Raw genomic sequence first — 24,578 nt, 5'->3', positions numbered from 1 at the left:
AGCCTAAGTCGGCCGAGCCGTCCGGTCTCGCCCTGGACACGGCGGCCCCGCCCGGGTGGGCGGGGCCGCACAGGTCACGCGTTGATCGAGCAGTTGTGGTACGCCTCGACCAGCCACTGCCCGTCGTGTTCGGCGAGCACCCAGGTCGCGCGCCGCATCCGCTCGGCGGGGATCTCGTCCTCGCCCGGCAGCAGGAAGCCGCTCAGACTGACCACCACGGCGGTGCGGCCATCGATGATCCGGATGTTCTCCGGCCGGTCGATGGACCGGGAGCCCTTCACCGGCCCGGCGAACCCCGCCGCCATGTACGCGCGGAGCTCCTCGCGGCCCTGGTGGTGGACGCCGCCGGGCAGGACCACGGTCGCGTCCTCGGTGTAGAAGGCGGCGAACGCCTCGGCGTCGTTGTCCGCCCAGGCGGCGACGATTCCATCGAGCACCTCGCGGACGGCGCTGTCGTTTTCGGCGAGAACGGGCGTACGGCTGTCGCTGTTCATGGTCATCTTTCTCCTCTGTTGGTGTCGTTCACCGCGGAATCGCGGATGACGGGTTTGCGGCCGTTGCGGGACAGCGCGACGGCCGGGATCAGGCCGATCGCCGCCAGCAGGGCGAGCCAGTAGCCGGAGGTGGACAGGGCGGTCGCCGAGGCGTGTGCCGACTCGACGGCGTGGTCCCGGAGCGCGAGGAACACCGTGCCGAACGCCGCGACGCCCAGCACCTGCCCCAGCTGCATGGTGGTGGTGAGCAGGCCGCTGGCGTCGGCCGCCTGCGAGAGCCGGACGTGCAGCAGCGATCGGGTGAGCAGCGGACTGACCGACAGGCCCATGCCGATCCCGTCCGCCGCGAGCGCCGCCCACAGCGGCGTGCCGCCGTTCGCGCCATCGCGTACGGCCGCCGAAATCCCCAGGTAGGCCACGCCGCACAGCGCCAGTCCGATGGGCGGAAGCACACGGTGGGTGGTGGCGGGCAGAGCGCGCCAGGAGAAGCCGACGAGCCCGAAGGTCGCGGCCATCGGAAGATAGGTGAGGCCGACCCGCAGTGCGCTGTCACCGAGTCCGGCCTCCAGATGGAGGGTGCACACGAAGAGGAAGCCCCCGTAACCCACTTGCATCGCGGCGAGCGCGCCGATCCCGGCTCCGACGCCCGGCGTGCGCAGCACCGCCGGGTCCAGCAGGGGATCCCCACCCCGTGCGGCGATGCGGCGTTCCACCGGAATGAAGACCCCGGCCAGGACGATCCCGGCGGCGACGCAGCCGAAGCTCCACGCCGGCCAGCCCGCCTCACGCCCGAGGACCAGCGGCAGGACGATCAGGAAGGTCGCCGACGTCGCGATCACCAGCCCGGCCACGTCGAGCCGGCGGGCCGTCCCCGTCTCGTCGGCGGGCACGAGGCGCGGCACCAGGACCGCGAGGATGACGCCGAGCGGGACGTTGACGAGGAAGGCCGGCCGCCAGGTCAGCCCGAACAGGTCCGCGCTCACGAGGAGGCCCCCGATGATCAGCCCGGCGACCGAGCCGAGCGACAGCACCGCGCCGTACGCGGACAGCGCCTTCGCCCGCGCCGGGCCGGTGAACCGCGTCTGGATGAGGCTCATGATCTGCGGCACCATGACCGCCGCCCCCGCGCCCTGAAGGAACCGGCTTCCGATCAGGACCCCGCTCCCCGGCGCGAGGCCGCAGACCAGCGACATCGTGGTGAACACGATGACGCCGAGCAGGTACATCCGCCGCCTGCCGTACAGGGTGCCGAGCCGTGCTCCGGTGATCAGCAGCATCGCGTAGGCAGCGGTGTAGCCGCCCACGACGAGCTGCAGCGACGCGCCCGAGGCGTGCAGGTCGGCGCCGATCGCGGGCATCGCGACGTTCACGATGAAGACGTCGAGCAGGCCCATGAACTGGCCGAGCAGCAGCACGGCGAGCATGAGCCAGCGTCGGCCCTCCCGTTCGCGGGTCTCTTCGGGGGGCTCCGAGGCGAGCACCGGCCTGGTCACATCCGTCTCCGTTCGGTAAGCCGGCAGGGACTGAGGCGGTCGCCGGTCCCGGGGCTCTCGGAAGAGCCCGCCGGTACATACCGAGCGGCCGCGCCCGATTCATCGGTCCGGGTCCGCCGATGCGGTGCTTTTTCGATCGCCGCCGAGCGATGAGTTCGCCGCTCCCGCCGAGTACGTACATGCGAGGAGGGATCAATGCGCATCGCGACGGACGATCGGGACCTGATGGAGCGTCGGCCTCGGCCGGTAGGGTCGGGTCCCGGTCAGGGGGTATCGATGGTGTCGGTCAGCGAGGACTTCGAGCGCCGGGCCGATCCATACCGGCCGGAACTGCTGGCGCACTGCTACCGGATGCTGGGGTCGGTCCATGAGGCCGAGGACCTCGTTCAGGACACGCTGCTGCGGGCGTGGCGGGCGTACGACCGGTTCGACGAGCGGCGCGCGTCCCTGCGCACCTGGCTGCACCGCATCGCGACCAACGCCTGTCTGACCGCGCTGGAGAAGCAGACCCGTAGGCCGCTGCCGTCGCAGATCGGCGTCCCGGGGGACGACCCGCAAGAGCCGCTGGTGCCGGGTCACGAGGTGCCCTGGCTCCAGCCGCTGCCCGACGTGATGCTCCGGTCGGATCCGAACGACCCGGCCACCGTCCTCGTCTCCCGGGGCAGTCTGCGGCTGGCGTTCGTCGCCGCGATGCAGCTCCTGCCGCCGCGGCAGCGCGCGGTGCTCATCCTCAGGGACGTCCTCGACTGGCCGGCGGCCGAGGTGGCCGAGTCCCTCGGCACCACGCCGGCCGCCGTGAACAGCGCGCTGCAGCGCGCCCGCGCACGACTCGCCGAGGCCGCCGTGGGCGAAGACGAGATCAGCGAACCGACCGACCGCCGCGACCGCGCACTGGTCGACCGGTACGTCGCTGCGTTCGAGAACGCCGATCTGGCGGCGCTCGAACGCCTGCTGACCGACGACGCCATCCTGGAGATGCCGCCGTTCCGCAACTGGTACGCGGGCAAGAGCGACTACGTCCGCTTCATCGCGCGCTGCTTCGCGCTACGGGGCATCGGCTGGCGGATGTTCCCGGTGAGCGCCAACGGACAGCCGGCGGTCGCCGCGTACACCCCCGGTGAGGACGGCCTCCACCACCTGCACACGCTTCAGGTGTTCACGGTCACCGACGCGGGGATCGAGCGGACCACGGTCTTCCAGGACCCCGAGGTGTTCGCCCTCTTCCGGCTTCCGCCGACCGCGGGCGCCGATTCGCACTGGATCACAGCGCGGTGACCCTGCATCGTTTGCGGACGCCGGTCACCGCGGGCGTACGGCGCGCGAGGTCACTCCGGGTGGGTGGGCAGGTTGCCGTTGCCGCGGTCCTCGGTGAAGACGTCGGGTGCCGGGTTCTTGGGCTGACGGTTCATCAGGAAGATCTGCAGGATGAACGACGCACCGCCCACCGCCATGAAGATGACGCCCAGAGCGGGCAGGTCGATGCCGCTGAGGTGCGCCTTGATGGCCCACTTGAAGATCGCACCGATGGTGATCAGGAAGATGCTGACGCCGAACCCCACCGTGCCTCCGACCCAGGCCGATCCGTGAAACCCAACTACGAGTAAACACCCGTGCGCTGCGGCGCACCACCCTACCGGCCCCGCCGATCCCCCGCTTGTCTGAGGACGGACAGCACGGCGTGACGCGCCTGCCCAGGGCCGAGCGACAGCGCTGAGCACGGCACGTGCCTCGAGCAAGTACTCAGTAGGTAGGTAAAGGTTCTCTCATTTGCCTGCAAACGGCGAGTCAAGCAATATAGCCGTACGCGGGGCTAGCGACATGACGGGGTTGATGACCATGGGTGATGGTCCGGGCTCACTCGACCAGTTTCTCAACGAGGACATCGTTGATCCGCCGACCTCTCCGGATGAGGCTCGACGACGTCTGGCCGCCCGCGAGCCGCGACAAGATGAGCCTCCACCGTCCACCACATCATCGACCGCCCCCGAACCAGAAGGCATTGGCGGGTCTCGTAACCACTCGGAATACCACGAAACGGATAATGCGGTCGGAGCCGACAAAAGCGACGCGGTAGACGCGCCTTCACTGGCGGAGGTCGCCGCGCAACTCGCCGAGCGGGCGGCCCAGTACACGAAGTTGGAAGAAAGGTTGGCGGCCGAGCGGTTCGCGAAGAAATCGCCGGACGGTCGGTTGCGGCTGGTCGTGGCAGGAGACGGCCGCCCGATATCGCTCGACATCGATCCCAGCGCGGTCAACGGCGCGGAGGGCAACCGGCTCGGCGAGCTGGTCGCAAAACTGATCATGGATGCTCGACGACAGGTCGCTGCGCGGCGGGAGAAGCTGGAGGCCGCACTCCACCGGCAGGACCCGGCAGAAGGCGGTGCGGCATGACGCAGCCGGATGACTTCGAGCGCGCCATCCGACGCAATGACGATCTCCGCGCAGAGTTGATCTCGGCATCCCGCAGAACCGAACATCTCGTCGAGGCGAGCGAGGAGCTCTTCGCGAAGCGAGAACGGATGAGCGCAGGTCTGGCCAGACTGGTGGTCAAGGCCCAGATCGCCCCGGACCTCGGGACGATCAAGCTGATGGCCGACGGTCGGCTCACGATCGACCTGGACCATGCCAAAGTCGCCGTTTCGGATGCATCTACGCTTGGCGAGCGGATACTCGACGCACTATCAAGGGCTGAAACAAAACTCGAAAAACTTCGAGCGAAAGTATTCAGCGAGACAACCGCGTCACACAGCAATCGATAGATCCAGAGAGCCGCCAAGACTACCACATCGAAAGGAACTCGGCAATGGTTCCCAAGCCGAAGGTGAAGGTGCCCACGATAGGTGGCAGCCGCCTCCGTATATCGGCGAAACTCTGGTCCGGGAAGTCCGAAAATATCATTCGCTCGGGGGTTTTTGCAGTCAACGCCATGGGTGGCTTGCAGGCCCTTCATACAGCCAAATCGATGAAAGGCGATGCAAACGCGGTGATCGCGGTCGCCGAAAAGTGGCGCCAAGCCGCACAGAATATAAACGATTGCGAGAATCCACTCTTCATCTCGTCGAACTCGCTTGCCGCCGACTGGGCAGGCAGTGCCTACGTCGCCTTCGATAAGTTGATGACGCGGAACATGCAGGTGGTCAGCGGAAACGCCACGGCACTCCTTGCTGCCGAAATGGCACTCCTTGATCTATCTGTTCAAGTGACGAACGCCTACAACTCAGCAGTGGACCTCACCACACTGGCAGCCTCCCGCATTCAACCCGCCCTAGGGGGCATCGGCATCACTAAGACCAAGTCGGACGATAAGCCAACGATCCTCTCCGCGCTGACCGACTACGTAAATGCGATCAATGAGGCGGACACAAAGCTACGGGCAGCCATCAATAGCCAGAAGGTAGGATTGGCAAAATTCGCCAATTCGCTAACGAAGTTGAACGTTCCTGCGGAGATGTCAAGCGGCATCGAAAACCCGAAGCACTGGAACTACCAGTAAGCCCAGGCAGATTATGAACAACAAAGTGGCCGCATGTCTCGGCATTCTTGCGATGACGCTGGCCGGGTGTACGACAAATCCATCACCATCGCTGCGGCGTACAGGTTCTCCGAGCACGCCATCTGATACGCCCACCATGCCTCCGCAAATGACCATCTATGATCCTCCGGATCCATGCACTCTCATCGACCCAGGGAATGTCTCACGGCTCCGGCAGCTGGCGTCCGTAAAACCCAAGAAAGAGACCCAACCCTATTTGCAACAATGCACGTGGCTAAGCCATGCCGGCAGCGAGGGTACGGTCAGCGTGCAAGTTCATATATCGGACCTCCGCCCACGCGACGCAGAGGCCACCTTTCCCAGCCTTTCTAACGCCGGAAATTGCTCCGAGAAGGTAACGACAACCTTCGGCTCTTTCTGCCAAGACCGTGATCGACAAAACGTCGATATCATGCGAGGGAACCTACACGTACTCATTTATTGGGTCACCACGAAGCTCTCGCGTACGACATCGGACGCGAATCGCATCAGTCAAGCAGGGCCGGTGACCAGGCAACTGGCCGAACAGGCTCTTAAAAATTTGCCCGGCTAGAACAAACCTAGACTTAGAAGGGACTATACAATGCCACCGAGTCTGAAATTCCGTGCGAGCCAAATCCGCAAGAGCGGTGACCATATCAATGATGCAGTGAACCTCTGGTCGGATGCGCCGGCGATTCTCGATGGCGCCCTCCTGCCGGAGAATTGCTTCGGCACGATCGGGGAAGAACTCGGACTGCGACAAGAATATGAGAAGTCCCGCGCCCAGACAATTCTAAAGCTCATTGACGGTACGAATGCCCTCATACAGAACCGGGAGGGATTGTACACGACAGCTGCCCGGTATGAGCATGCCGAGGTCAAGACCACCCATGAGGCCAAGCAGGCCGGCCTCAGCCACCGGCCCGATCTTGGAAGCGAAAGGGACGATTACGAGTCCCGTTACGGTTGGGCACGAGACGACTCATGACGCCACGGACGCATTGAGGTCGCGTTCACAGCGATCATGTTGCGCAAGGTCATCCAGACCCGGAAATCTTGATCAGGCGGGCGATTCCTTCTCTGCCGATGGCGTCACCGGCCGTGAGGTTTCACCATCGGGTCGGACGGCGCGGGATCTGAGCAGCTTGTGGTCGACGACGGAGAGAGCGACGGCGGCCAACGGCCAGACGATGATGAAGGAGTCGGTCGTCTTTCCGGCAAGGCAGTCGTCGGCCCGCTCGTCAATGGTGCTCTGTGTGTCCGCCGTGTCGCGCGCCCACGAGACGCACGAGTCCCGGTAGGACCATGAGATGACGGTGGCCTGTAGGCCCCAACCCAAGAGAATGCAGATGGCGAGCCCACCGACGGACGCGAAGACGCCGCGGCGCGCCAGTGCCTGCAGGTCGCGGCCGGACGTACGGGGCGGATCGTAGAAGGCCAGGACCGTGAGCAGGATCGTGATCCCCAGTGGAATGCTCAGCGGTCCCCATGGTCCCGACGTCGTGATCAATGTGATGGTCGCCGCCAGGCCTGCGATCACGAGCGCGGCCTGGTCGATGGGGCCGCCGTCCGAGAGCCGGGATTCCGTCACCCCGTCATCTTCATGCGGCCGCCGTACCCCGCGATAGCTCCCTGACCGGGACCGGTCATCTCTCGATCACTCGCGGCGACGATGCCGAGGTCCCGTCACTGCAGGCAGTGGCGGGACCTCGGTGAGCGCGCGTCGGCCGATCGCCTCTCCGGAGAGGTCCATCAGGTCGCCCGTGGTGGCCTCGGTGATGGCGCGCCCGGCGACGTGAGAGTCAGGCAGGTCCCAGGCTCTTGGTCATGTTCCGCTGACCCGGTAGTAGACGATAGGGCCCATACGCAGGTCGCATCCCTCAGACCAGACATAGAAGTCGATCGATCTGGACTCGTCCATGTTGTACTTCGTGATGCGCGAATGTCTTCCGGTGGATCGCGCCTTGTGGTCGAAGGCGTGAGTGGCGCGTTTTTGGTGATACCGCCAAAGGACATAGGCGGGTTTGCCGTCCGCTACGTTGTCCCAGACCTCGAACCAATCGCCCTTCGGATGCCACACTACCCCCGCCCCATTGTCGGAGCACTGTGACGACCTGCGATAGGGAAACTGGGCGGCCGAGGCCACCCCTGACATGGACGCTATCGCCACCCCCGCAGTGGTGAGAGCCAGACCTGCTTGCAATACCCCGTGGAAACGCATAGAGCGATATTTACACGTACAACGCGCACGAACAAGCGATTTCACTGGCCGATAGTGGCTTGTCAGACAGTCGCGCGGTAAGCCAGAAGGTCCCGCCGCCGATGGAATCGGCGGCGGGACCTCGTGAGCACTCGTCAGGTGGTCTGGGTCAGAACGCCTCTTCGGGGAGGTCCATCAGGTCGCCCGTGGTGGCCTCGGTGATGGCGCGCTCGGCGGCGATCTTCGGCAGCTGGGTCGCGCAGAAAAACTGCGCGGCGGCTACCTTGCCGGTGTAGAAGGCGCGGTCGGCGTCCGAGATCTCGCCGCCCAGCCTGGTCAGGGCGATCTCGGCCTGACGGCAGAGCAGCCAGGCGATGACGACGTCGCCGAGGGACATCAGGAGGCGGGTCGTGTTGAGACCGACCTTGTAGATCTCCTCCGGCCGCTCCATGGAGCCGAGCGCCCAGCCGATCATCGGGTTGAGGATGCCCTGGGTGTCCTCGAGGGCCTTGCCGAGCAGGGCCCGCTCGTTCTTGAGCCGGCCGTTGCCCGCGTCGCTCTCCACGAACTCCTTGATCTGCCCGGCGACGTGCTGCAGCGCCTCGCCGTTGTCCCGCAGGATCTTGCGGAAGAAGAAGTCCATGCCCTGGATCGCCGTGGTGCCCTCGTACAGCGAGTCGATCTTGGCGTCCCGGATGTACTGCTCGATCGGGTAGTCCTGGAGGAAGCCGGAGCCGCCGAGGGTCTGCAGCGACTGGGTCAGCACCTCGTACGCCCGCTCGGAGCCGACGCCCTTGACGACCGGCAGGAGCAGGTCGTTGACCCTCTCGGCGAGCGTGTCCGGCTCACCGGCGGCCTCGGCGAGCTGCACCTTGTCCTGGTAGCTGGCGGTGAACAGGACGAGCGCCCGCATGCCCTCGGCGTAGGCCTTCTGCAGCATGAGGAGGCGGCGTACGTCGGGGTGGTGGGTGATGGTGACGCGCGGGGCGGCCTTGTCCGTCATCTTGGTCAGGTCCGCGCCCTGCACGCGCTCCTTGGCGTACTCCAGCGCGTTGAGGTAGCCGGTGGACAGCGTCGAGATCGCCTTCGTGCCGACCATCATGCGGGCCTGCTCGATGATCAGGAACATCTGCTTGATGCCCTCGTGGACGTCGCCCACGAGGTAGCCGATGGCCGGGTGCTTCTCGCCGAAGGTGAGCTCGCAGGTCGTGGAGACCTTCAGGCCCATCTTCTTCTCGACGTTGGTGACGTAGGCGCCGTTGCGCTCGCCGAGCTCACCGGTCTCGGTGTCGACGAGGTACTTCGGCACGATGAACATCGACAGGCCCTTGGTGCCCGGTCCGGCGCCCTCGGGGCGGGCCAGCACGTAGTGCAGGATGTTGTCGGCCATGTCGTGCTCGGCGCTGGTGATGAAGCGCTTGACGCCCTCGATGTGCCAGGTGCCGTCGGGCTGCTGGATCGCCTTGGCGCGTCCGGCGCCGACGTCGGAGCCCGCGTCTGGCTCGGTCAGCACCATGGTGGAGCCCCAGTGCTTCTCGATCGCCATCTCGGCGAGCTTCTTCTGCTCCGGGGTACCGATCTTCCACAGGAGCCAGGCGAAGCTCGGGCCGCTGGAGAACATCCAGATGGCCGGGTTCGCGCCGAGGATGAGCTCGCCGACGGCCCAGTGCAGGCTGCGGGGGGCGTTCATGCCGCCGAGCTCGGTGGGCAGCTCCAGGCGCCACCACTCGGCCTCGTTGAAGTGGGCCCGGAAGGACTTCTTGAAGCTCTCGGGCATCGTGACCGTGTTGGTCTCGGGGTCGAACACGGGCGGGTGGCGGTCGGCGTCCTCGAACGACTCCGCGAGCACCCCGGTGGCGAGGCGGTTCACCTCGTCCAGGACGCTGCGCGCGGTGGACTCGTCGACCTCGCCGAACGGTCCGGTTCCCAGGATCTCCTGACGGCCGAGTACCTCGAAGAGGTTGAACTCGATGTCGCGCAGGTTGCTCTTGTAGTGCCCCATGAACACCCCGTTGCTCTCGGGCGGGCGGGTCGCACCCGGTTACGTACCAGTCAGTAACACGATGATGTTACCCGCCAGTAGCCGGACAGACAAACTCTGTCCCGAAAAATGGACGTTTCTATAGGAACGGGCGATAGCGACCGCGGGATGTCTCCAAGTGACGGGAACTCGGACGCACCCGGGTGATCGCCGGACCAGGACAGCGGCCCCACCTTCCGCGGTCCCGTTCCCCCTCCGCGACCTCACGGGCCGGAAGGAGGAGCCCATGGTCACGGAAGCGCACGCCGGAAGACTCCGGCGTGAGGTCGGCCTGATCGGCCTGACCTTCTTCTCTCTCGGCTCGATCATCGGATCGGGGTGGCTCTTCGGCGCGATGAACGCCGCCAGGCACGCGGGGCCGGCCGCCGTGCTCGCCTGGCCGCTGGCCGGCGTCATGCTGCTGGTGCTCGCCCTCATCCACGCCGAACTCGGCACCATGTACCCGATGGCGGGGGCGACGGTACGGTTCTCGCACTACGCCTTCGGCGGCTTCGGCGGCTTCACCATCGGCTGGGCGAGCTGGATCTACTCGATGGCCATCGCACCGATCGAGGTGCAGGCCTCGCTGACGTACGCCTCCGCCATCGAGCCGCTGCACTGGCTCACCCACAAGGTGCACGGCACGGCGGTCGTCACCTTCCCGGCCGGCTACATCGTCGCCGGCCTGCTGATGCTGCTGTTCACGATCATCAACGCGTTCGGGGTCAAGGTCTTCGCGACGGCGAACACCTACTCCGTCTGGTGGAAGCTCGCGGTCCCGCTGATCGCCGTCATCACCTTCCTCTTCTACCTGCACCCGGAGAACTTCACCGCGCAGGGCGGCTTCTTCCCGAGCTCGACCAACGGCATCAAGGGCATGTTCCTCGCGCTGCCGCTGGGGGTGATCTTCGCCGAGCTCGGCTTCGAGTCGGCCGTCGAGATGGCCGGCGAGGCGCGCAATCCGCGCCGAGACGTGTGGCGCGCCGTCATCTACTCGACGCTCATCGGCATCGCCCTCTACACGCTGCTGCAGGTGGCGTTCCTCGGCGCGCTCCACCCGAGCGACATCGCACACGGCTGGCCGAACCTCAGCTTCACCCATGACATCGGCCCGTACGCGGGTCTGGCCACGGCGCTCGGCCTGACCTGGCTCGTCGTCCTGCTGTACGCCGACGCGTTCATCTCGCCGACCGGCACGGGGCTCATCTACACCGGCACCCAGGCCCGCCTGCTGTACGGCATGGGCCGCGAGCGGTACATCCCCGATCAGTTCGCCCTCGTGAGCAGGCGCGGCGTCCCCATCTACGGCATCATCTTCGGCTGGATCATGGGCGTGATCCTGTTCCTGCCGTTCCCGGGCTGGGAGACGCTGGTCGCGTTCATCACCTCGGCGGCCGTGCTGATGTACACGGCGACCCCGCTGGCCATGGCGCACCTGCGCCGGGCCGACCCGCACCGGGAGCGGCCCTTCCGGCTGCCCTGCGCGGGGGTCATGAACCCGCTCGGCTTCGTCTTCGCCTCGCTGCTGCTCTACTGGGCGAGCTGGCAGACGGTGTGGCGGCTGCTCGCCGCCGTGGTCGCCGGCTTCGTGCTGCTGACCATCTCCTACTACAGCCGGCCGGCGGCGGAACGGCCGAACCTGGAGATGCGGCACTCGGTCTGGATCTGGCCGTACCTCGTCGGCATGGGGATCATCTCCTACTACGGCGCGTTCCCCGGCGAGGGCAACCTGTTCAAGTCACACCAGGTGCTGCCCTTCGGGTGGGACTTCCTGGTCGTCACGGCCTTCGCGCTGGTGATCTACTACTTCGCGCTGGTGACGGCACTGCCGTACGAACGCGTCCAGGAGCACGTCGCGAGGGACGACTTCGAGGTCGCGGTGGAGCCGGCGGCGCGCGCCGCGTGACGCGATTCGAAGTGGCGGGCGCGGTCCGTTGATGATCTTATGCCCGGGTGTTCATGATGACCTTCCTGCAGGAGTTCCAGTCCTGGTACTGGGACTGCGACTTCGACGACGCCGAACTGGAGGCCGCGTACGACGCCACGGGCACCGCGACGACGGCGGAAGAGTTCCGGCGGGCGTTCCTGGTCCTGCTGCGCAGCGAGGACACCGTCGCCCGCGGCATCGCCCTGGACTTCTTCGACCGCGCCCACGCGACCAACCGGTTCGGGGAGGACAACCCGTTCGAGCCCTACCGGGAGGAGGTCGTCGCGACCGCCCGTGCGATGCTCCGCCGCCCGCCCCGGCCCGGCGACGACGTCGCCTTCGAGGGCGCCGACCACGCCAGCGCCCTGCTCGTCCTCGGCAAGAACGGCGCGGGCCCCGAGGACGCCGAGTCCGTCATCGCGGTGCTGCGACGCCGCCCCGACGGCGCCCTCCGGGAGAACGCCCTCAGCGCGGCGGACAGCATCCTCTCGGGCTCGGAGGCGCCCGATCCCCGGTTGGTCGCGCTGATCGGGGAGGTGGCGTTCGACCGATCGCTGGACATCCGCGACCGGCTCAGGGCGCTCGGCGCGCTGAGGGAGGTGCCCGGCGACGAGGTGACCGCGCTGCTCGTGCGCGCGACCGGCGAGGACGACCACCGCGTGCAGCAGGAAGCGGCGTGGGGACTCTCGATCGGCCGGCGGTTCTACGCCCACCGCGCCCTGCTCGAACGCCTCGACGCCTCCTGGCCGGACGACGAGCGCCGCTATGAAGCGAACGAGGTCCGCAGGGCCCTGGCTCCGGGCCCGCACAGCACCTACTGGCAGGGCGCCACCCCCGAGAGCCCGCAGTTGCTCGAGGCCCATCAGGAGATGCGCGCCCCTGTCAGCGAACGAGCCCACCGGCGGGCGTACCGGGCGATGCTGCACAGCGGACGCATCGCGGCGGTGGGCATCGCGCTCGACCACTTCTGCGACAGCGACGGTCTCACCCGATTCGACCTGGACACCGAGGCGTTCATCCCCGCCCTCCGCACCCTCGCCCGCCACGTCCTGACCCAGCCGCCGTCGTCGGCGAGGCTCAGCCCGCGGACCGGCGAGGGAGCCAACCATGCCAGCGCACTCGACGCCCTCGCCCGGATCGCCGAGCCCGAGGACGCCGCCCTGCTCGCCACCGCGCTCCGGCGCCGCGACGCGACACCGCTGATACGCGAGCGCGCGATCCACGCGGCACAGGACTGCCTCGGCCGATGGGACGAGCCGGCCGACCGGCTCGTCGCCGCGCTGGAAGAGCTCATCTTCGACTCCTCCGCCACCATCGAGGACCGCACGCACGCCGTCGTCGCCCTGTTCGACGTTCCCGGGCCGAAGGCCACCGCCGTGCTCCTGCGCGCCGCCCACTCCAGCGTCCTGCCCATCCAGGTGGAAGGCGCGCTCGGCCTCACCTGCGACCACCTGATCGACCAGCACCGCGACCTCGTACGAGGCCTGGCCGAGTCCTGGCCCGACGGCGACGACGAACCCGACCGGGCCTGGCTCGTCCTCGACGCGCTCGAGGACTGACGCGCGGCGCCGCGCTTCGCCCGATTGGACCGCATCCATGGCGTACGTAACATTCGCCGCAATAGTGGTGATCGAAAACGCCTACGATGACGGTCTGTGCCCGATTCCCTCGCTTCCGTCGCCGCCTGGCTGGGCGGCCGCCGCCCTCGCCTGACCCGGGCCGAGCAGCGGCTCTGGGACGCCTATCCGACGGGGGCGCTCGTCTCGCTGGGCGACGAACGGCCATCGACCGGCGGCTCCCCGGACCGTACGATCCGGGCCGAGGTGATCTCGGCGCTTCTCCTGGGAGCGTGTGAACCGAAGCCGGGGCACGTGCCCGCCGTACGCCTCCGCGGGGCGCGCATCACCGGGCCTCTGAACGTCTCCGGCGGCGAGGTCGGCTGCGAGCTCCGGCTGGAGCGCTGCGTCCTCGAAGAGGCACCGGACTTCTCCAACGCGCGCGCCCGGCAGATGCGCCTCAACGCCTGCCGCCTGCCCGGCTTCGACGGCGGCGGGCTGCAGGTGGACGGCTACCTGAGCCTGTCCGAGTCGCTCATCGACGGCGAGGTGCGGCTGATGCGCGCCTCCCTGTCCGGCGGCCTCCGCATGAACAGCGTGCGGCTGCGCAACCCCGGTGGCTACGCCCTGACCGCCGGCGGCCTCACGGTCGACGCGGGCGCCTTCATCCGCAACTCCGACATCGCCGGGCGGCTGCGCCTCACCGGCGCCCGCATGACCGGCGGCCTCTTCCTGTACGGGACGACGCTGCGTGACCCGGACTGCGTCCTCGACGGCGACAACATGACCGTCCAGGACCGCATGGAGTGCAGCGCGGGCTTCACCGCCGAGGGCCCGATGCGCCTGCGCGGCGCGCGGATCGACGGCACGCTCTCGTTCGACCAGGGCGCGATCCGCGCACCCGGCCGGCGCGCCCTTCACCTCAGCCACGCCGACGTCAAGGAACTGATCCTCATCCCCCGCGAGCCGATTCAGGGCGAGGTCACGCTCGGGTACTCGCGCATCGACGTGATCCTGGACCGGCCCGACGTCTGGCCGGAGCAGTTGCGGCTCAACGGCCTCGTGTACGAGACGCTGCGCGGCGAGCCCGAGGAGGGCCAGCGGCTCGACTGGATCTCCCGCGATCCGCACGGGTTCCGCCCGCAGCCGTACGAGCAGCTCGCCTCCTGGCTGCGCCGGATCGGCCGGGACGACCTCGCCCGCAAGTGCCAGCTGGCCAAGCAGCGGGCCCGGCGCCGGCAGCTCGGCCGGATCAGCCGGGCGTGGAGCCTCCTGCTCGACTGGACGGTCGGGTACGGCTACCGGCCCTGGATCGCCGCGGTGTGGCTGATGGTGCTCGTCGCCGTCGGCACGGTGGTCTTCAGCATCGACCACCCGCGTACGATCAAGCAGCCGGACGAGCGGCCGCACTTCCACGCGCTGATCTACACGCTCGACCTGATGCTGCCCATCGAGACGTTCGGGCAGCGCAGCGCGTGGGATCCGATCGGCTGGTCCCGCTGGCTGGCCTGGACCCTGACGGGCACCGGCTGGATCCTGGCCACCGCGCTGATCTCCGGCGTCGCCCGGGTCCTGCGTCCTTCCTGAGCATCCAGAGGGAGAATGAGACCCGTGGGAACGTACCTGATCACCGGGGCCACGGGCGGCATCGGCGCGGCAGTCGCCGATCTGCTGTACGACGCCGGGCACACGCTGATCCTCGTCGGACGGTCGGCCGAGCGGTTGGAGGAGACCGCCGCACGGCTCACCGCCGGGCCCGGCCCGACGACGGCCCCGATCACCGCGGCCAGATCCGAACCGACGACCGCCCCGTTCACCGCCGGCGGGCCCGAACCGGCGATCGGCCCGCTCACCGCCAACGGGTCCGAACCGGCGACGGCCGTCCCAGCGGGCGATGGCCGCGTCCGTACGATCACGCTGGATCTGTCGGAGCCTCTCCGGCTGGAGGCGTCGCTCGCCGATGTCGAACTGCCGCCGCTGGACGGCCTGGTCCACAGCGCGGGCGTGGTCGAGCTGGGCACCGTCGCGGAGTGTCGGCCCGACGCGTGGATCGAGCAGTTGCTGGTCAACGCCGCGGCCCCCGCCGAGCTGACACGGCTCCTGCTGCCGGCGCTGCGCGCCGCCCACGGCCATGTCGTCTTCCTCAACTCCGGGGCGGGGCTGCGCGCAAGCCCCGAGTGGGGTGCGTACGCGGCCAGCAAGCACGCGCTGCGGGCCCTGGCCGACTCGCTGCGGGCGGAGGAGCCGGAGATCCGGGTGACCTCGGTCTACCCGGGCCGTACGGCGAGTGAGATGCAGCGCAAGGTCCGCGCCCAGGAGGGCGGCGAGTACGACCCGGAGGCGTACATCTCGCCCCGGACGGTCGCGACGGTCATCGTGAACGCACTGATGACCCCGCGCGACGCGACCGTCACCGACGTCAGCGTGCGCGGCTGACCGAGCGCTCCCGCCCGGGCGGCGATGAAACGACTCACTGACCTGCTGCGAGTGCGGCGTTCCTGGCTTGGATGTCGTCCTGGGTCTGGGGCATCATCAGGCCCAGGTTGTCGCTGATCTGCACCTTGATGTCGACCAGCTCGCGGTGCTGCTCCTCATAGAGGCGGAAGGCGTCCTGGTGGTCTCCTGCCGCCAGCTCCGTGGCAAGCAGGTAGGCGCCGGTCAGGGCAAGCTCCGCCCCGGCCCCCGAGACGGGTGAGGCGCAGTAGGCGGCATCGCCCACGAGAGCCACCCGGCCGGTCGACCACGACGGCATGCGCACCTGGCTCAGGGCGTCGAAGTAGAGGTCGGGGTCGGCCAGCGCGCCGTCCAGGAGCCCCGGCACCTGCCACGACGTCTCGCCGGCGAAGTTCTCCTTCAGCAGCCGGCGCTGCTCGTCCAGGTCCCGGTAGTCGTAGTCGATCGGCTCGGGACTCCGGAACACGAAATACGCCTTGGCCTGGGCGTGGTTGCCCGAGCGGTAGATCCCGGCCATCTTCCCCGGCGTGTTGAACATCGTGATCGTACGGTCCACGCCCAGTGCCGCGTCGGCGTTGCCGAAGCCGAAGTAGTAGCCCTTGTAGTCGAGGAATTCCGACTCCGGCCCAAAGGCCAGGCGCCGCACGTTGGAGTGCAGCCCGTCCGCGCCGACGACCAGGTCGAACCGGTCGGTGCCGCCGCTTTGGAAGGCGACCGTCACACCGTCGGAGTCCTGTGTCAGGCTCTTGATGGAGTCGCCGAAGACGTAGTCGACGTCGTCCTTGGTCACGTCGTAGAGAACCTTCACCAGGTCACCGCGCATGATCTCGATGTCGTTCGCGAGCCCCACGGAGGCCACCCGCCGCCCCGCGGCGTCCACGAACCGCATCTCGCGCACATCGGCCGCCGCCGCCTGGATCCGCGGCAGGATGCCCATGCGCTCGACCACTTCCAGCGCTTGGTCGCGCACGTCCACGCCCTGACCGCCCATCCGCAGCTCAGGCGCCCGCTCCACCACCGTGGTCGGGAAATCGTGCTTGGTCAGCCAGTACGCCAAGCCCGGTGACCACCTCATCGGCTCCAAGGGCCACCAGCCTGTCCCGGCTGCCGGGATCGCGCACCGCGGCGATGACCTGCGCACCGGCGAGCCGGCCCAGCTGGACGGCGAAGTGCCCGACCGCACCCGCGGCCCCGGTGATCAGCAGGCGGCGACCGGTCAACGCACCGAGCCGTCGCACGGCTCGCAGTGCGCTCACACCGGGAACCAGCAAGGTGGCGGCCTGGCCGGAGTCGACCTGCTCCGGCACGATCGCCAGCTCATCCGTGGGAACGGTACGCAGCTACGCCCAGGCGTTTCCGGTCATCAGTGTGGCCACTCGGGTGCCCGGCGCGGGACCCGTGCCGTCCTCGGCCGCCCGCCGTACGACGCCGACCGCGTCGAATCCCGGAATGCTTCCCGGCGGAAGGGTGGCCGCGTGTTCGAGATTGCGGAGGAGCAGGGTGAACCGCTCCACCTCGATCAAGACATCGCCGGCCTGCGGCACCGGCTCCCGTGCCTGGCCGAATCGCACACCGGCAGGGGTGTCTGGGTCGCTGAGCAGTGCTTGCATGACGCCCTCCTCGCGCTACGATAAGTGAAATGCGCATTCCAGTAGGAATATATGGAAGGAGCGTTTCAGTTGTCAACGAGTACCGGGCCGAGCGGAATCCGACGCAGAGCCGATGCCGTGCGCAACCGTGAGCTTGCCTTGCAAGCGGCCACCGCGCTGCTGGCCGAGCCCGGCGCCGTCCTCACGGTCGAGGCCATCGCCGCCAAGGCCGGCCTTGGGGCGGCGACCGTGGTGCGCGCCTTCGGCGGCAAGGACGCGCTCCTGGACGCCGCGGTGGCCGGCCTGCTCGAACCGGTGATCCAGCGCGCACGGGACCTGCTGGCCGAACAAACCCCAGAGCAGGCCCTGCGCACCTTCCTGTCCGAGCTGATCGCCTTCCAGGCCGCCCACCACGCTCTCAACGACCAGTTGGACGGCCGGAACCTGCCCGCCACCACGGCCCTACGCGCCGATCTGGTCCAGGCCGTGGAGCAGATGATCGCCGGAGCGCGGCGGGACGGCGCGATCCGCACCGACCTCGACCCCGCGCTCACCACCACCCTGATCGGCCAGACCGCCTATGCGATCGCGCGGTCCCAGCCCGCGTCCCAGGAGCTTGCCGACGCCTTCATCACCGTCCTCATGGACGGCCTTCGCCCGCAGCCTCCCTCCCCGCCGTCTCGACCTTCCGACGATCGGTGAGACAGGGTCAGGGCGCCGGACTCAGGCGCGCTGGCGGGTGAGACGGGCGGCGAGGACGCCGCCGATCAGCCCGAACAGGTGGGCCTGCCAGGAGATGCCCGGCTGCCCGGGCAGCACTCCGAAGATCATCGTGCCGTACACCAGGGCGATGGCGACGCCGAGGAGGATGTCCAGCACGCGGCGTTCGAAGAAGCCGCGGGCCAGCAGGTAGCCGAAGTAACCGAAGATCAGGCCGCTCGCGCCGACGGTCACGACGTTCGAGGCGCTCAGGAACCACACGCCGAGGCCGCTCACGATGATGGTGATCAGGCTGACGGCGAGAAAGCGGCCCAGGCCGCGCAGCGCCGTCAGAAACCCGAAGATCGCCAGCGGCACCGAGTTGGCCATGATGTGGTCGAGGTTGGCGTGCAGGAACGGCGCCGTGAAGATGTGCCACAGCGCGTGCACGTTGTGCGGCTGGATGCCGTACTGCGGGGTGAGGTCGCCGCCGTAGTTGGCCACCTCCACCACCCAGCAGACGCCGAGCAGCAGCACCGTGATGAACACCGCGCCGAGCGCGCGGGATGCATGGTGAGCGATTCCGTCCTGGGGGGAACGCGCGGTGATGGGGGTGTCCGCCATAGCGCAACGGTACGTCGCGGGCCGTCGGCGCGGAATAAGGACCGGAGCGCTCTTCGGGGCGGATGCCGCCGGGCGGCGCGGCTCAGCGCCGTCGGCGGCGTCGTCGGGATGTGCCGGCGGCGTTGCTCAGTGCCAGGCGGGGGCGGCGGGCAGCGGCTTGAGGCGCAGGTAGCGGCGTTCGTCGGGGGTCGTACCGCCCCAGACCCCGACCGACTCGCCGGCGCGGAGGGCCCAGGCCAGGCAGTCGGACACCACGGGACAGCTCGCGCACACGCGCTTGGCCTCGGACACCTGGTCCAGCGCCGGCCCGGCCGCGCTCACCGGGAAGAAGAGCTCGGGGTCGATGCCTCGGCATGCCGCGAGGTCCGTCCAGTGCTCGATCATTACGATGCCTCCAGGTCGAACAAGGCCGTGAGGGTCTCGGGGCGCGCCTCGGCGCGTCTCCGGACCGGCAGCAGCCGATCGATGATCTGCCGGAGTGACGTCTCCACGACGCCGAGGTGCTCCTCCGCGAGCGAGGGAACGCGGCGGGCGAGCCGGGTGAGTTCGTCCGCGACCAGCTCCTGGCAGTGGCGGTCCAGGAGGCGACCGGGTGTGTCCGTCATCGGGGGTGCGGTCACGCCGTCTCCTGAGCGCTATGACAGATTGTAGTACTACCAACTGTAGTACTACGACCAGTCGTGTCAATTCTCTCTAAAATCTCGTCTCATGCCTGCTGACGTGACCTTCCGCACCGCCACCAAGGACGACGTCCCCGCGATCGTCGCGCTCCTCGCCGACGACGCGATCGGCTCCGGCCGCGAGGGCGACGTCGACGCCTACTGGGCGGCCTTCGCCGCCATCGACGCCGACCCGCGCAACCACCTGATCGTGGCCGACGTCGAGGGCGAGGTCGCCGGCACGCTGCAGCTCACGTTCATCCCGGGGCTCAGCAGGAAGGGCACCGAACGCGCCCAGATCGAGGCGGTCCGCGTCGGCAGCGCCCACCGGGGCCGAGGCCTCGGCCATCAGATGATCGAGTGGGCGATCGGCGAGGCCCGGCGCCGCGGCTGCGGCCTCGTCCAGCTGACCTCCGACAAGCGACGCGAGGACGCCATCCGCTTCTATGAGACCCTCGGGTTCGAAGCGACCCACGAGGGCATGAAGCTGCCGCTGTAAACCGGGATCGACGCCGGTAAACCGGGATCGACGGCCACGCGTCTTGAGTGGGATCGCTCACGCGAGCGCATCCGGCGCTTAGCCGCGCGTTTACCCGGGTGTTGGTTACATGTCCGGTCACTCAGGTAGGAAGAAGGGACCACCCCCAGCGATGACCGTACTCGCCGCGTCGGCACGCCTCGACGCAGACGATGTCCTGTGGGTCCGCTGGGCCGAGCCGCCGGCCGACACCGCGACGCTCACGCTCCGGCGGGAGGACGCCACGCACACGGTGTCCCTCGACGGCGACGCGGCCGACCTGTCGCGCCTGGACCTGGCCGAGGGCACCTGGTCGGTGCACGCGGCGGGGGCCGAGGTCATGACGACCGATCCCGGTTTCTCCCTCGACGGCTTGGTCGAGTACGCGCGCCGGCCCCGTGGCCGCGCGCTGAGGACCTTCCGCGCCGCCTCCGGCGGGCTCCGCGTCGGCGTCCGGCCGGCCGAATCGTACGCCGAGGTCACCGCCGTCCACCCGGGTGAGGAAAAGCTGACGTTCGAGGGGCTCCTCGCCTACGGCGCGACGCCCGCCGACGCGCGGATCGTCGCCACGCGGCGCAAGACCGGTGACACCGTCACCGGCGAGGCGACCGTCACCGGCGACCGCTGGCAGGCCGAACTGCCGAACGCCCCCTTCGCGGTGGAGACCGAACGCGGCTTCTGGGACCTCGAGCTCGGCGGGCTCACCGTCGCCACCTGGCTCGACGACATCCCGCAGAAGAAGAACAAGGTGCGGTTCCCGGCGCAGCACGTCGCGCGTGACACCGACCGCGTACGGGTGCGCGCGTACTACACCGACAAGGACCACCTCGCGATCGCCACCACGGTCGTCGCGAACGCGGAGGCGTCGTCGTGAAGATCTCGATCCTCATCATGAACGCCTATGGCATGGGCGGCACCGTCCGTGCGACGTTCAACCTCGCCGACGAGCTCGCCAAGCGGCACGACGTCGAGGTCGTCAGCGTCTTCCGGCACCGCAACCGGCCGTTCCTGCCGCACTCCGACCAGGTGCGGCTCACCCACCTGGTCGACCTGCGGCCGGAAGCCAAGAAGTGGTGGCGGTTCGGGTTCGCGTCCCGCCTGGAGAAGCCGAGCACGCTGTTCCACCCCGAAGAGCGCGCGTTCAGTAACTTCAACGCCGAGAGCGACCGCGCGCTCAAGAAGTACCTCGCCGAGATGCAGACCGACGTCCTGGTCACCACCCGGGCCGGGCTCAACATCGCCGCCGCGCAGCTGGCCCGCGAGGGCGTCACGCTCGTCGGCCAGGAGCACCTGCACTTCGGCGCGCACAAGCCGGGGATCCTCGAGGACATCCGCACCTGGTATCCCAAGCTCGACGCGGTCATCACGCTGACCGACGCCGACCACACCGAGTACGCGCGGCTGCTCGATGGCCACCCCACGCGGGTCTACGCCATCGGCAACGGGCTGCCCGACACGCCGCGCCCGCAGTCGCGGCTGGAGAATCGGGTCGTCCTCGCCGCCGGCCGGCTGGTCAAGGTGAAGGGGTACGACCGGCTGCTCGACGCGTTCGCGAAGGTCGTCGAGAAGCGCCCGGACTGGAAGCTGCGCATCTACGGCGACGGCACCCAGGGCGAGAAGCTGAGCAAGCGGGCGCGCTCCCTCGGCCTGCACAACAACGTGGCCTTCATGGGGTCGACCAGCGACGTCGAGGGCGAGCTGGCCAAGGCCTCCATCCACGTCATCACCTCCCGCTTCGAGGGGTTCGGGATGACGATCGTGGAGGCGTTCGCGGCCGGGGTGCCGGTGGTGTCGTTCGACTGCCCGCAGGGCCCCCGGGAGATCATCACGTCCGGCCAGGACGGCATCCTCGTGCCCGACGGTGACATCGACGCGTTCGCCGACGCCCTGCTGTCGCTCATGGACAGCCCCGACGAGATGCGGCGGCTCGCCGAGAACGGCAAGGAGACGGCGCTCCGCTACCGGATCTCCGAGGTCGCCGACCGCTGGGACGAGGCGTTCGCGGACCTGCGTCTCGGGCAGACCCCGTAGCCGCGCCGCGCAGCGCGCCGTTCTCGGCGGCCCTGCGGGCCGTCTTCAGCGGCCTCGTTCCTTCCCCAGCAGGTAGGGCATGACCTTCTAACCGCCTACCGGGCGATAGATTTGCGGCATTAGTCCACTTTGATGTCATTAGACGCTTTTGCTCGACGTTGACACGACGTAACGTAGACACAAAGCTATGCCCCGTGATCAAACCTCCCGAAGAGCAGCTCGCCGAGTTGCTCGCCGAGGCGGAATCGCTGGCCCAGGCGATGCACGTCGCCTACCGCCCGCCTCCAGAAGTCGTGGATTCCAGCGACGCGTCCGGCGCCGTCACCGTCACGATTAATGACTATGGACGGAGGGTCACCCGCATCGTCATAGCCGCCGACTGGCGCAATCGAATAAGCGCCGAAAGTCTTGGAGCGGCCGTCATGGATGCGATCATCTCAGCTCGACTAAGGCCGATGAACGACTTCGCCACTTCGGTGGCCGAGGCACCGCCCACTCCGCCCGAGTCGCCGCCGGTACCACCCATAGCCGAACGGCCAAGAGTCTCACCCGACTGGGACGATCTCGGCCGTATGCTTGAGACTGTGGAACGTGCCATCGACGCCCTGGCAATTAGCCATTCCACCGACCACGACAACAGTCACTGCCAAATCGTTGGATGTAGCGATAATCGCCGAATCGCGGTATCCATGGTTGCAGGTCAGCTGAATTCGGTGACCATAGACCGCGAGTGGGCACTTCGCGCCGGCCGCCAAGAGCTGTCCGAATCATTGCTCGAGGCGTTCGATTCGGCGTACGCCGCGGGCGCCGCCGATGATGCCGATGATGCCGACACAAAACCCGCCGACGGTCTCATCGGCGAGCTGCAGTCAATCGTGGACTCTTTCTCCGTGGCTCCGCAAATCCTGCCCGACAAGGCGGCCGAAGCATGACGGAGACACCGCCAAACCGCCAAGATCTCGGTTTTGCTCTCGGCAAATTCGCCTTGGACGCCGCACAGTGGGACGAACACAGTGGATTGATGAGGCACGCCGAACAGGCTGCCGGCGCACTCCATATCGACCCGCGTGCGTTCGGTCCAGCCGCGTTCATCGGCGTTGCGGAGAAGTACCGGCAAGTACAACAAATGATCACTGATCGGTGCGGCGAGGCCGCAGTCGAGTTCGGCGCGATCGCCGACAACCTCATCAAGGCCCGGAACGCCTACCAGCGAGAAGAAGATAACAACGTGCACGCCGCCAACAAGGCCTGGTGAAGAAGGGCAGCATGAGCGCTGAAGCCGTACTGAGGCAACTCAGCGGAGCAACCGAGAAACTGGAGGCGTTTACTCGGAGCCTCAACCAGACCGTCCAGAACCTCGCGTACACGATCAACTCTCCAACGGTGCCGCCCGGCGTGGACCGAATGGTCGCCGACGCCGTTATCACCAAAGCGAAGGAGCTCCTAGAGGGGATTATCCTGCTCGTCGCCAAGCTCGACCTGTGGCTGTTGGAAAATATCTTTCCCGTGGTCACCGGCCCTTACATCCTGTACACAGCCGGAAACAAGTGGACCACGACCGTCTTTAAGAATCTGTCGACGGTTTCGGGGCGGCTGAACACCAGCAAGACCAAAGTCGACGACTTTTGGACGGGCCCTGCGTCCCTCGCATACACGCAGGCGATCCCGGTGCAGAAGGCGGCAACGGACAAGGTCGCCGAAATGGTGTCCACGACGAGGGAGACGATCCAGGATCTCGCCTACCGCCTGACGGGGCTCTACGTCGCGATCTTGGCCGCCCTGACGATCGGCCTGCGCAGTATCCTGGTCGGCGCCGGCATGCTGATGACGTTCTTCCTCGTACCAGAGGGTCTGTTCACCATCGCCGTCGCCGTGTTCAGCGCCATGGGGACGGTTGGCGTGATCTACGCGATCGCCACTGAGGTCACACAGAGTTCACTGGAGAAGTTCGCCAACCTGCTCGAGCTCAAGAACGACGGCAGCGCCTTCGACAACGGCCACTGGCCCAAGATCGCAAGCGACCTCGGCGACGGCAGCACCTCTGATGGCAACCGCTCCATGTGGTCTTACAAGAGGTGACCGCGTTCCATGCCTCGGTCAACGGGGTTCCTGTTTTCCGTCGTGCGCCCTCCATCCCCGCCACGACCCGCTGAATCATCGGCGTCATCATCGGCGAGGAATCGAGGGGAAACGCCATGGTCGACAACGAACTCTTCGGCGGCATCGAACCCGCGTGGCGCGTGACGGTCGCCGCCGAGCTGTACCGGATCGAGGAGCACTGCTCGCACTCGGCGCGCGCCCAGGCCGAGACGGTGAAGATCTGGCGCGTCCTGAACCTCTGGCTCGGGTCGACCGCCGTCCTGGCCGCCGGGGTGTCCGGCAGCCTCGTCCTGGCCGGTAACCGCTTCTCTCTCGTCGCGGGCGGGCTGGCGCTGGCCGCCGCCCTGCTCGCCACGGTCGTCAGCATGGTCGCCCCCGGCCGTAAGGAGAACCAGGCGGCCGAGGCCGCCAAGGCGTACCGGTCGGTCGAGACGGCCGCGCGACAGTCCCGCGAGGTCGACCTGCCCGGCCACGCCTTCATGCAGGCGCGGCAGGTCCTCGACGAGCTGACCGGCCGCTGGCACGCGGTCATCCGCAACGCCCCGCCCGCGCCCGCGTGGGCCCAGCACCGTGCCGAGCGCAAGCGGTACGTCGAGCGGGCCGAAGAGGTCATGACCGAGCGCATGAGCGACATCGTCCGCGTCTTCCAGACCCCGCACCGGGCGGCCGACCAGCCCGCCTGAGCTCGGCCCGTATGGTCG

General features: G+C 67.9%; 28 protein-coding genes. 17 read left to right on the top strand and 11 right to left on the bottom strand.

What is annotated here, in order from left to right:
- Positions 1–74 precede the first annotated feature (74 nt).
- Both ABEA24_RS27895 and ABEA24_RS27890 read right to left on the bottom strand, forming a co-directional pair.
- Positions 75–500, bottom strand: coding sequence for an SgcJ/EcaC family oxidoreductase (locus ABEA24_RS27895; RefSeq protein WP_345434103.1), 426 nt, complete (start codon positions 498–500; stop codon positions 75–77).
- Complete coding sequence (locus ABEA24_RS27890) at positions 497–1,987, bottom strand: MFS transporter (RefSeq protein ID WP_345434102.1); 1,491 nt, start codon at positions 1,985–1,987, stop codon at positions 497–499. The genes ABEA24_RS27895 and ABEA24_RS27890 overlap by 4 nt, the downstream gene beginning before the upstream one ends.
- Positions 1,988–2,263: 276 nt before the next feature.
- Between ABEA24_RS27890 and ABEA24_RS27885 the strand changes: the two genes are divergently transcribed.
- The gene (locus tag ABEA24_RS27885) at positions 2,264–3,262 is read left to right on the top strand and encodes a sigma-70 family RNA polymerase sigma factor (protein ID WP_345434101.1); all 999 of its coding nucleotides are present in this window, start codon (positions 2,264–2,266) and stop codon (positions 3,260–3,262) included.
- Between the two features lie 50 nt (positions 3,263–3,312).
- Here ABEA24_RS27885 and ABEA24_RS27880 read toward each other — a convergent pair whose 3' ends face one another.
- Entirely contained in the window at positions 3,313–3,546 is a 234-nt protein-coding gene (locus ABEA24_RS27880; RefSeq protein ID WP_345434100.1) for a DUF6458 family protein, read from the bottom strand.
- A 271-nt stretch (positions 3,547–3,817) separates the two neighbouring features.
- On the opposite strand from ABEA24_RS27880, the gene ABEA24_RS27875 reads away from it, so the two are divergent.
- From ABEA24_RS27875 to ABEA24_RS27860, 4 genes are all read left to right on the top strand, one after another.
- A complete protein-coding gene (locus ABEA24_RS27875; protein ID WP_345434099.1) occupies positions 3,818–4,378 on the top strand; it encodes a YbaB/EbfC family nucleoid-associated protein in 561 nt (186 codons plus the stop codon).
- On the top strand, positions 4,375–4,746 hold the full coding sequence (locus ABEA24_RS27870) for a hypothetical protein (RefSeq protein WP_345434098.1): 372 nt from the start codon (positions 4,375–4,377) through the stop codon (positions 4,744–4,746). The genes ABEA24_RS27875 and ABEA24_RS27870 overlap by 4 nt, the downstream gene beginning before the upstream one ends.
- 44 nt (positions 4,747–4,790) lie before the next feature.
- Complete coding sequence (locus tag ABEA24_RS27865) at positions 4,791–5,480, top strand: hypothetical protein (RefSeq protein WP_345434097.1); 690 nt, start codon at positions 4,791–4,793, stop codon at positions 5,478–5,480.
- Between the two features lie 622 nt (positions 5,481–6,102).
- Positions 6,103–6,489: a hypothetical protein gene (locus ABEA24_RS27860; RefSeq protein ID WP_345434096.1), complete on the top strand. Its 387-nt coding sequence runs from the start codon at positions 6,103–6,105 to the stop codon at positions 6,487–6,489.
- A gap of 72 nt (positions 6,490–6,561) precedes the next feature.
- Here ABEA24_RS27860 and ABEA24_RS27855 read toward each other — a convergent pair whose 3' ends face one another.
- Both ABEA24_RS27855 and ABEA24_RS27850 read right to left on the bottom strand, forming a co-directional pair.
- Entirely contained in the window at positions 6,562–7,092 is a 531-nt protein-coding gene (locus tag ABEA24_RS27855) for a hypothetical protein (RefSeq protein ID WP_345434095.1), read from the bottom strand.
- Positions 7,093–7,870: 778 nt separating this feature from the next.
- Positions 7,871–9,703: an acyl-CoA dehydrogenase gene (locus ABEA24_RS27850; protein ID WP_345434094.1), complete on the bottom strand. Its 1,833-nt coding sequence runs from the start codon at positions 9,701–9,703 to the stop codon at positions 7,871–7,873.
- 265 nt (positions 9,704–9,968) lie between these two features.
- On the opposite strand from ABEA24_RS27850, the gene ABEA24_RS27845 reads away from it, so the two are divergent.
- The 4 genes from ABEA24_RS27845 (at position 9,969) to ABEA24_RS27830 (ending at position 15,640) form a co-directional block, all read left to right on the top strand.
- Positions 9,969–11,627, top strand: coding sequence for an APC family permease (locus ABEA24_RS27845; RefSeq protein WP_345434093.1), 1,659 nt, complete (start codon positions 9,969–9,971; stop codon positions 11,625–11,627).
- A gap of 47 nt (positions 11,628–11,674) precedes the next feature.
- Positions 11,675–13,207, top strand: coding sequence for a hypothetical protein (locus tag ABEA24_RS27840; RefSeq protein WP_345434092.1), 1,533 nt, complete (start codon positions 11,675–11,677; stop codon positions 13,205–13,207).
- A 96-nt stretch (positions 13,208–13,303) separates the two neighbouring features.
- Positions 13,304–14,791, top strand: coding sequence for a hypothetical protein (locus ABEA24_RS27835; RefSeq protein ID WP_345434091.1), 1,488 nt, complete (start codon positions 13,304–13,306; stop codon positions 14,789–14,791).
- Between the two features lie 15 nt (positions 14,792–14,806).
- On the top strand, positions 14,807–15,640 hold the full coding sequence (locus ABEA24_RS27830; RefSeq protein WP_345434090.1) for an SDR family oxidoreductase: 834 nt from the start codon (positions 14,807–14,809) through the stop codon (positions 15,638–15,640).
- Between the two features lie 34 nt (positions 15,641–15,674).
- Here ABEA24_RS27830 and ABEA24_RS27825 read toward each other — a convergent pair whose 3' ends face one another.
- The 3 genes from ABEA24_RS27825 to ABEA24_RS27815 are packed head-to-tail and all read right to left on the bottom strand — an operon-like array spanning position 15,675 to position 17,268.
- The gene (locus tag ABEA24_RS27825; protein ID WP_345434089.1) at positions 15,675–16,715 is read right to left on the bottom strand and encodes an FAD-dependent monooxygenase; all 1,041 of its coding nucleotides are present in this window, start codon (positions 16,713–16,715) and stop codon (positions 15,675–15,677) included.
- The gene (locus ABEA24_RS27820; protein ID WP_345434088.1) at positions 16,657–16,965 is read right to left on the bottom strand and encodes an MDR/zinc-dependent alcohol dehydrogenase-like family protein; all 309 of its coding nucleotides are present in this window, start codon (positions 16,963–16,965) and stop codon (positions 16,657–16,659) included. The genes ABEA24_RS27825 and ABEA24_RS27820 overlap by 59 nt, the downstream gene beginning before the upstream one ends.
- 33 nt (positions 16,966–16,998) lie before the next feature.
- A complete protein-coding gene (locus ABEA24_RS27815) occupies positions 16,999–17,268 on the bottom strand; it encodes an MDR/zinc-dependent alcohol dehydrogenase-like family protein (protein ID WP_345434087.1) in 270 nt (89 codons plus the stop codon).
- Positions 17,269–17,385: 117 nt separating this feature from the next.
- On the opposite strand from ABEA24_RS27815, the gene ABEA24_RS27810 reads away from it, so the two are divergent.
- Positions 17,386–17,949, top strand: a complete 564-nt coding sequence (locus tag ABEA24_RS27810; protein WP_345434086.1) for a TetR/AcrR family transcriptional regulator — start codon at positions 17,386–17,388, stop codon at positions 17,947–17,949.
- A 21-nt stretch (positions 17,950–17,970) separates the two neighbouring features.
- Here ABEA24_RS27810 and ABEA24_RS27805 read toward each other — a convergent pair whose 3' ends face one another.
- From ABEA24_RS27805 to ABEA24_RS27795, 3 genes are all read right to left on the bottom strand, one after another.
- Positions 17,971–18,570, bottom strand: coding sequence for a rhomboid family intramembrane serine protease (locus tag ABEA24_RS27805; RefSeq protein ID WP_345434085.1), 600 nt, complete (start codon positions 18,568–18,570; stop codon positions 17,971–17,973).
- 126 nt (positions 18,571–18,696) lie between these two features.
- Entirely contained in the window at positions 18,697–18,954 is a 258-nt protein-coding gene (locus tag ABEA24_RS27800; protein ID WP_345434084.1) for a WhiB family transcriptional regulator, read from the bottom strand.
- Positions 18,954–19,190 carry a hypothetical protein gene (locus tag ABEA24_RS27795; RefSeq protein WP_345434083.1) on the bottom strand — a complete coding sequence of 79 codons (237 nt, stop codon included), beginning with the start codon at positions 19,188–19,190 and terminating at the stop codon, positions 18,954–18,956. The genes ABEA24_RS27800 and ABEA24_RS27795 overlap by 1 nt, the downstream gene beginning before the upstream one ends.
- An 88-nt stretch (positions 19,191–19,278) precedes the next feature.
- On the opposite strand from ABEA24_RS27795, the gene ABEA24_RS27790 reads away from it, so the two are divergent.
- From ABEA24_RS27790 to ABEA24_RS27760, 7 genes are all read left to right on the top strand, one after another.
- Positions 19,279–19,728 carry a GNAT family N-acetyltransferase gene (locus ABEA24_RS27790; RefSeq protein ID WP_345434082.1) on the top strand — a complete coding sequence of 150 codons (450 nt, stop codon included), beginning with the start codon at positions 19,279–19,281 and terminating at the stop codon, positions 19,726–19,728.
- A gap of 151 nt (positions 19,729–19,879) precedes the next feature.
- Complete coding sequence (locus tag ABEA24_RS27785) at positions 19,880–20,620, top strand: hypothetical protein (RefSeq protein ID WP_345434081.1); 741 nt, start codon at positions 19,880–19,882, stop codon at positions 20,618–20,620.
- Positions 20,617–21,777, top strand: coding sequence for a glycosyltransferase family 4 protein (locus tag ABEA24_RS27780; RefSeq protein ID WP_345434080.1), 1,161 nt, complete (start codon positions 20,617–20,619; stop codon positions 21,775–21,777). Before ABEA24_RS27785 ends, ABEA24_RS27780 begins: the two co-directional genes overlap by 4 nt.
- A gap of 194 nt (positions 21,778–21,971) precedes the next feature.
- The gene (locus ABEA24_RS27775; protein WP_345434079.1) at positions 21,972–22,709 is read left to right on the top strand and encodes a hypothetical protein; all 738 of its coding nucleotides are present in this window, start codon (positions 21,972–21,974) and stop codon (positions 22,707–22,709) included.
- Positions 22,706–23,032: a hypothetical protein gene (locus ABEA24_RS27770; protein WP_345434078.1), complete on the top strand. Its 327-nt coding sequence runs from the start codon at positions 22,706–22,708 to the stop codon at positions 23,030–23,032. The genes ABEA24_RS27775 and ABEA24_RS27770 overlap by 4 nt, the downstream gene beginning before the upstream one ends.
- Before the next feature lie 11 nt (positions 23,033–23,043).
- Positions 23,044–23,856, top strand: a complete 813-nt coding sequence (locus ABEA24_RS27765) for a hypothetical protein (RefSeq protein ID WP_345434077.1) — start codon at positions 23,044–23,046, stop codon at positions 23,854–23,856.
- A 116-nt stretch (positions 23,857–23,972) separates the two neighbouring features.
- A complete protein-coding gene (locus ABEA24_RS27760) occupies positions 23,973–24,560 on the top strand; it encodes an SLATT domain-containing protein (protein ID WP_345434076.1) in 588 nt (195 codons plus the stop codon).
- Positions 24,561–24,578 lie beyond the last annotated feature (18 nt).

Origin of the sequence: Actinoallomurus vinaceus, from assembly GCF_039542055.1 — a bacterium.
GTDB lineage: Bacteria > Actinomycetota > Actinomycetes > Streptosporangiales > Streptosporangiaceae > Actinoallomurus > Actinoallomurus vinaceus.
This window is presented reverse-complemented; position numbering and strand designations above follow the sequence as displayed.

What these genes read in the sequence shown, in the direction of transcription:
- ABEA24_RS27895 (WP_345434103.1), bottom strand. Translation starts at nt 500, where the DNA reads ATGACCATGAACAGCGACAGCCGTACGCCCGTTCTCGCCGAAAACGAC.
- ABEA24_RS27885 (WP_345434101.1), top strand. Translation starts at nt 2,264, where the DNA reads ATGGTGTCGGTCAGCGAGGACTTCGAGCGCCGGGCCGATCCATACCGG.
- ABEA24_RS27875 (WP_345434099.1), top strand. Translation starts at nt 3,818, where the DNA reads ATGACCATGGGTGATGGTCCGGGCTCACTCGACCAGTTTCTCAACGAG.
- ABEA24_RS27870 (WP_345434098.1), top strand. Translation starts at nt 4,375, where the DNA reads ATGACGCAGCCGGATGACTTCGAGCGCGCCATCCGACGCAATGACGAT.
- ABEA24_RS27865 (WP_345434097.1), top strand. Translation starts at nt 4,791, where the DNA reads ATGGTTCCCAAGCCGAAGGTGAAGGTGCCCACGATAGGTGGCAGCCGC.
- ABEA24_RS27860 (WP_345434096.1), top strand. Translation starts at nt 6,103, where the DNA reads ATGCCACCGAGTCTGAAATTCCGTGCGAGCCAAATCCGCAAGAGCGGT.
- ABEA24_RS27850 (WP_345434094.1), bottom strand. Translation starts at nt 9,703, where the DNA reads ATGGGGCACTACAAGAGCAACCTGCGCGACATCGAGTTCAACCTCTTC.
- ABEA24_RS27845 (WP_345434093.1), top strand. Translation starts at nt 9,969, where the DNA reads ATGGTCACGGAAGCGCACGCCGGAAGACTCCGGCGTGAGGTCGGCCTG.
- ABEA24_RS27830 (WP_345434090.1), top strand. Translation starts at nt 14,807, where the DNA reads ATGAGACCCGTGGGAACGTACCTGATCACCGGGGCCACGGGCGGCATC.
- ABEA24_RS27815 (WP_345434087.1), bottom strand. Translation starts at nt 17,268, where the DNA reads ATGCAAGCACTGCTCAGCGACCCAGACACCCCTGCCGGTGTGCGATTC.
- ABEA24_RS27805 (WP_345434085.1), bottom strand. Translation starts at nt 18,570, where the DNA reads ATGGCGGACACCCCCATCACCGCGCGTTCCCCCCAGGACGGAATCGCT.
- ABEA24_RS27800 (WP_345434084.1), bottom strand. Translation starts at nt 18,954, where the DNA reads ATGATCGAGCACTGGACGGACCTCGCGGCATGCCGAGGCATCGACCCC.
- ABEA24_RS27790 (WP_345434082.1), top strand. Translation starts at nt 19,279, where the DNA reads ATGCCTGCTGACGTGACCTTCCGCACCGCCACCAAGGACGACGTCCCC.
- ABEA24_RS27785 (WP_345434081.1), top strand. Translation starts at nt 19,880, where the DNA reads ATGACCGTACTCGCCGCGTCGGCACGCCTCGACGCAGACGATGTCCTG.
- ABEA24_RS27770 (WP_345434078.1), top strand. Translation starts at nt 22,706, where the DNA reads ATGACGGAGACACCGCCAAACCGCCAAGATCTCGGTTTTGCTCTCGGC.
- ABEA24_RS27765 (WP_345434077.1), top strand. Translation starts at nt 23,044, where the DNA reads ATGAGCGCTGAAGCCGTACTGAGGCAACTCAGCGGAGCAACCGAGAAA.
- ABEA24_RS27760 (WP_345434076.1), top strand. Translation starts at nt 23,973, where the DNA reads ATGGTCGACAACGAACTCTTCGGCGGCATCGAACCCGCGTGGCGCGTG.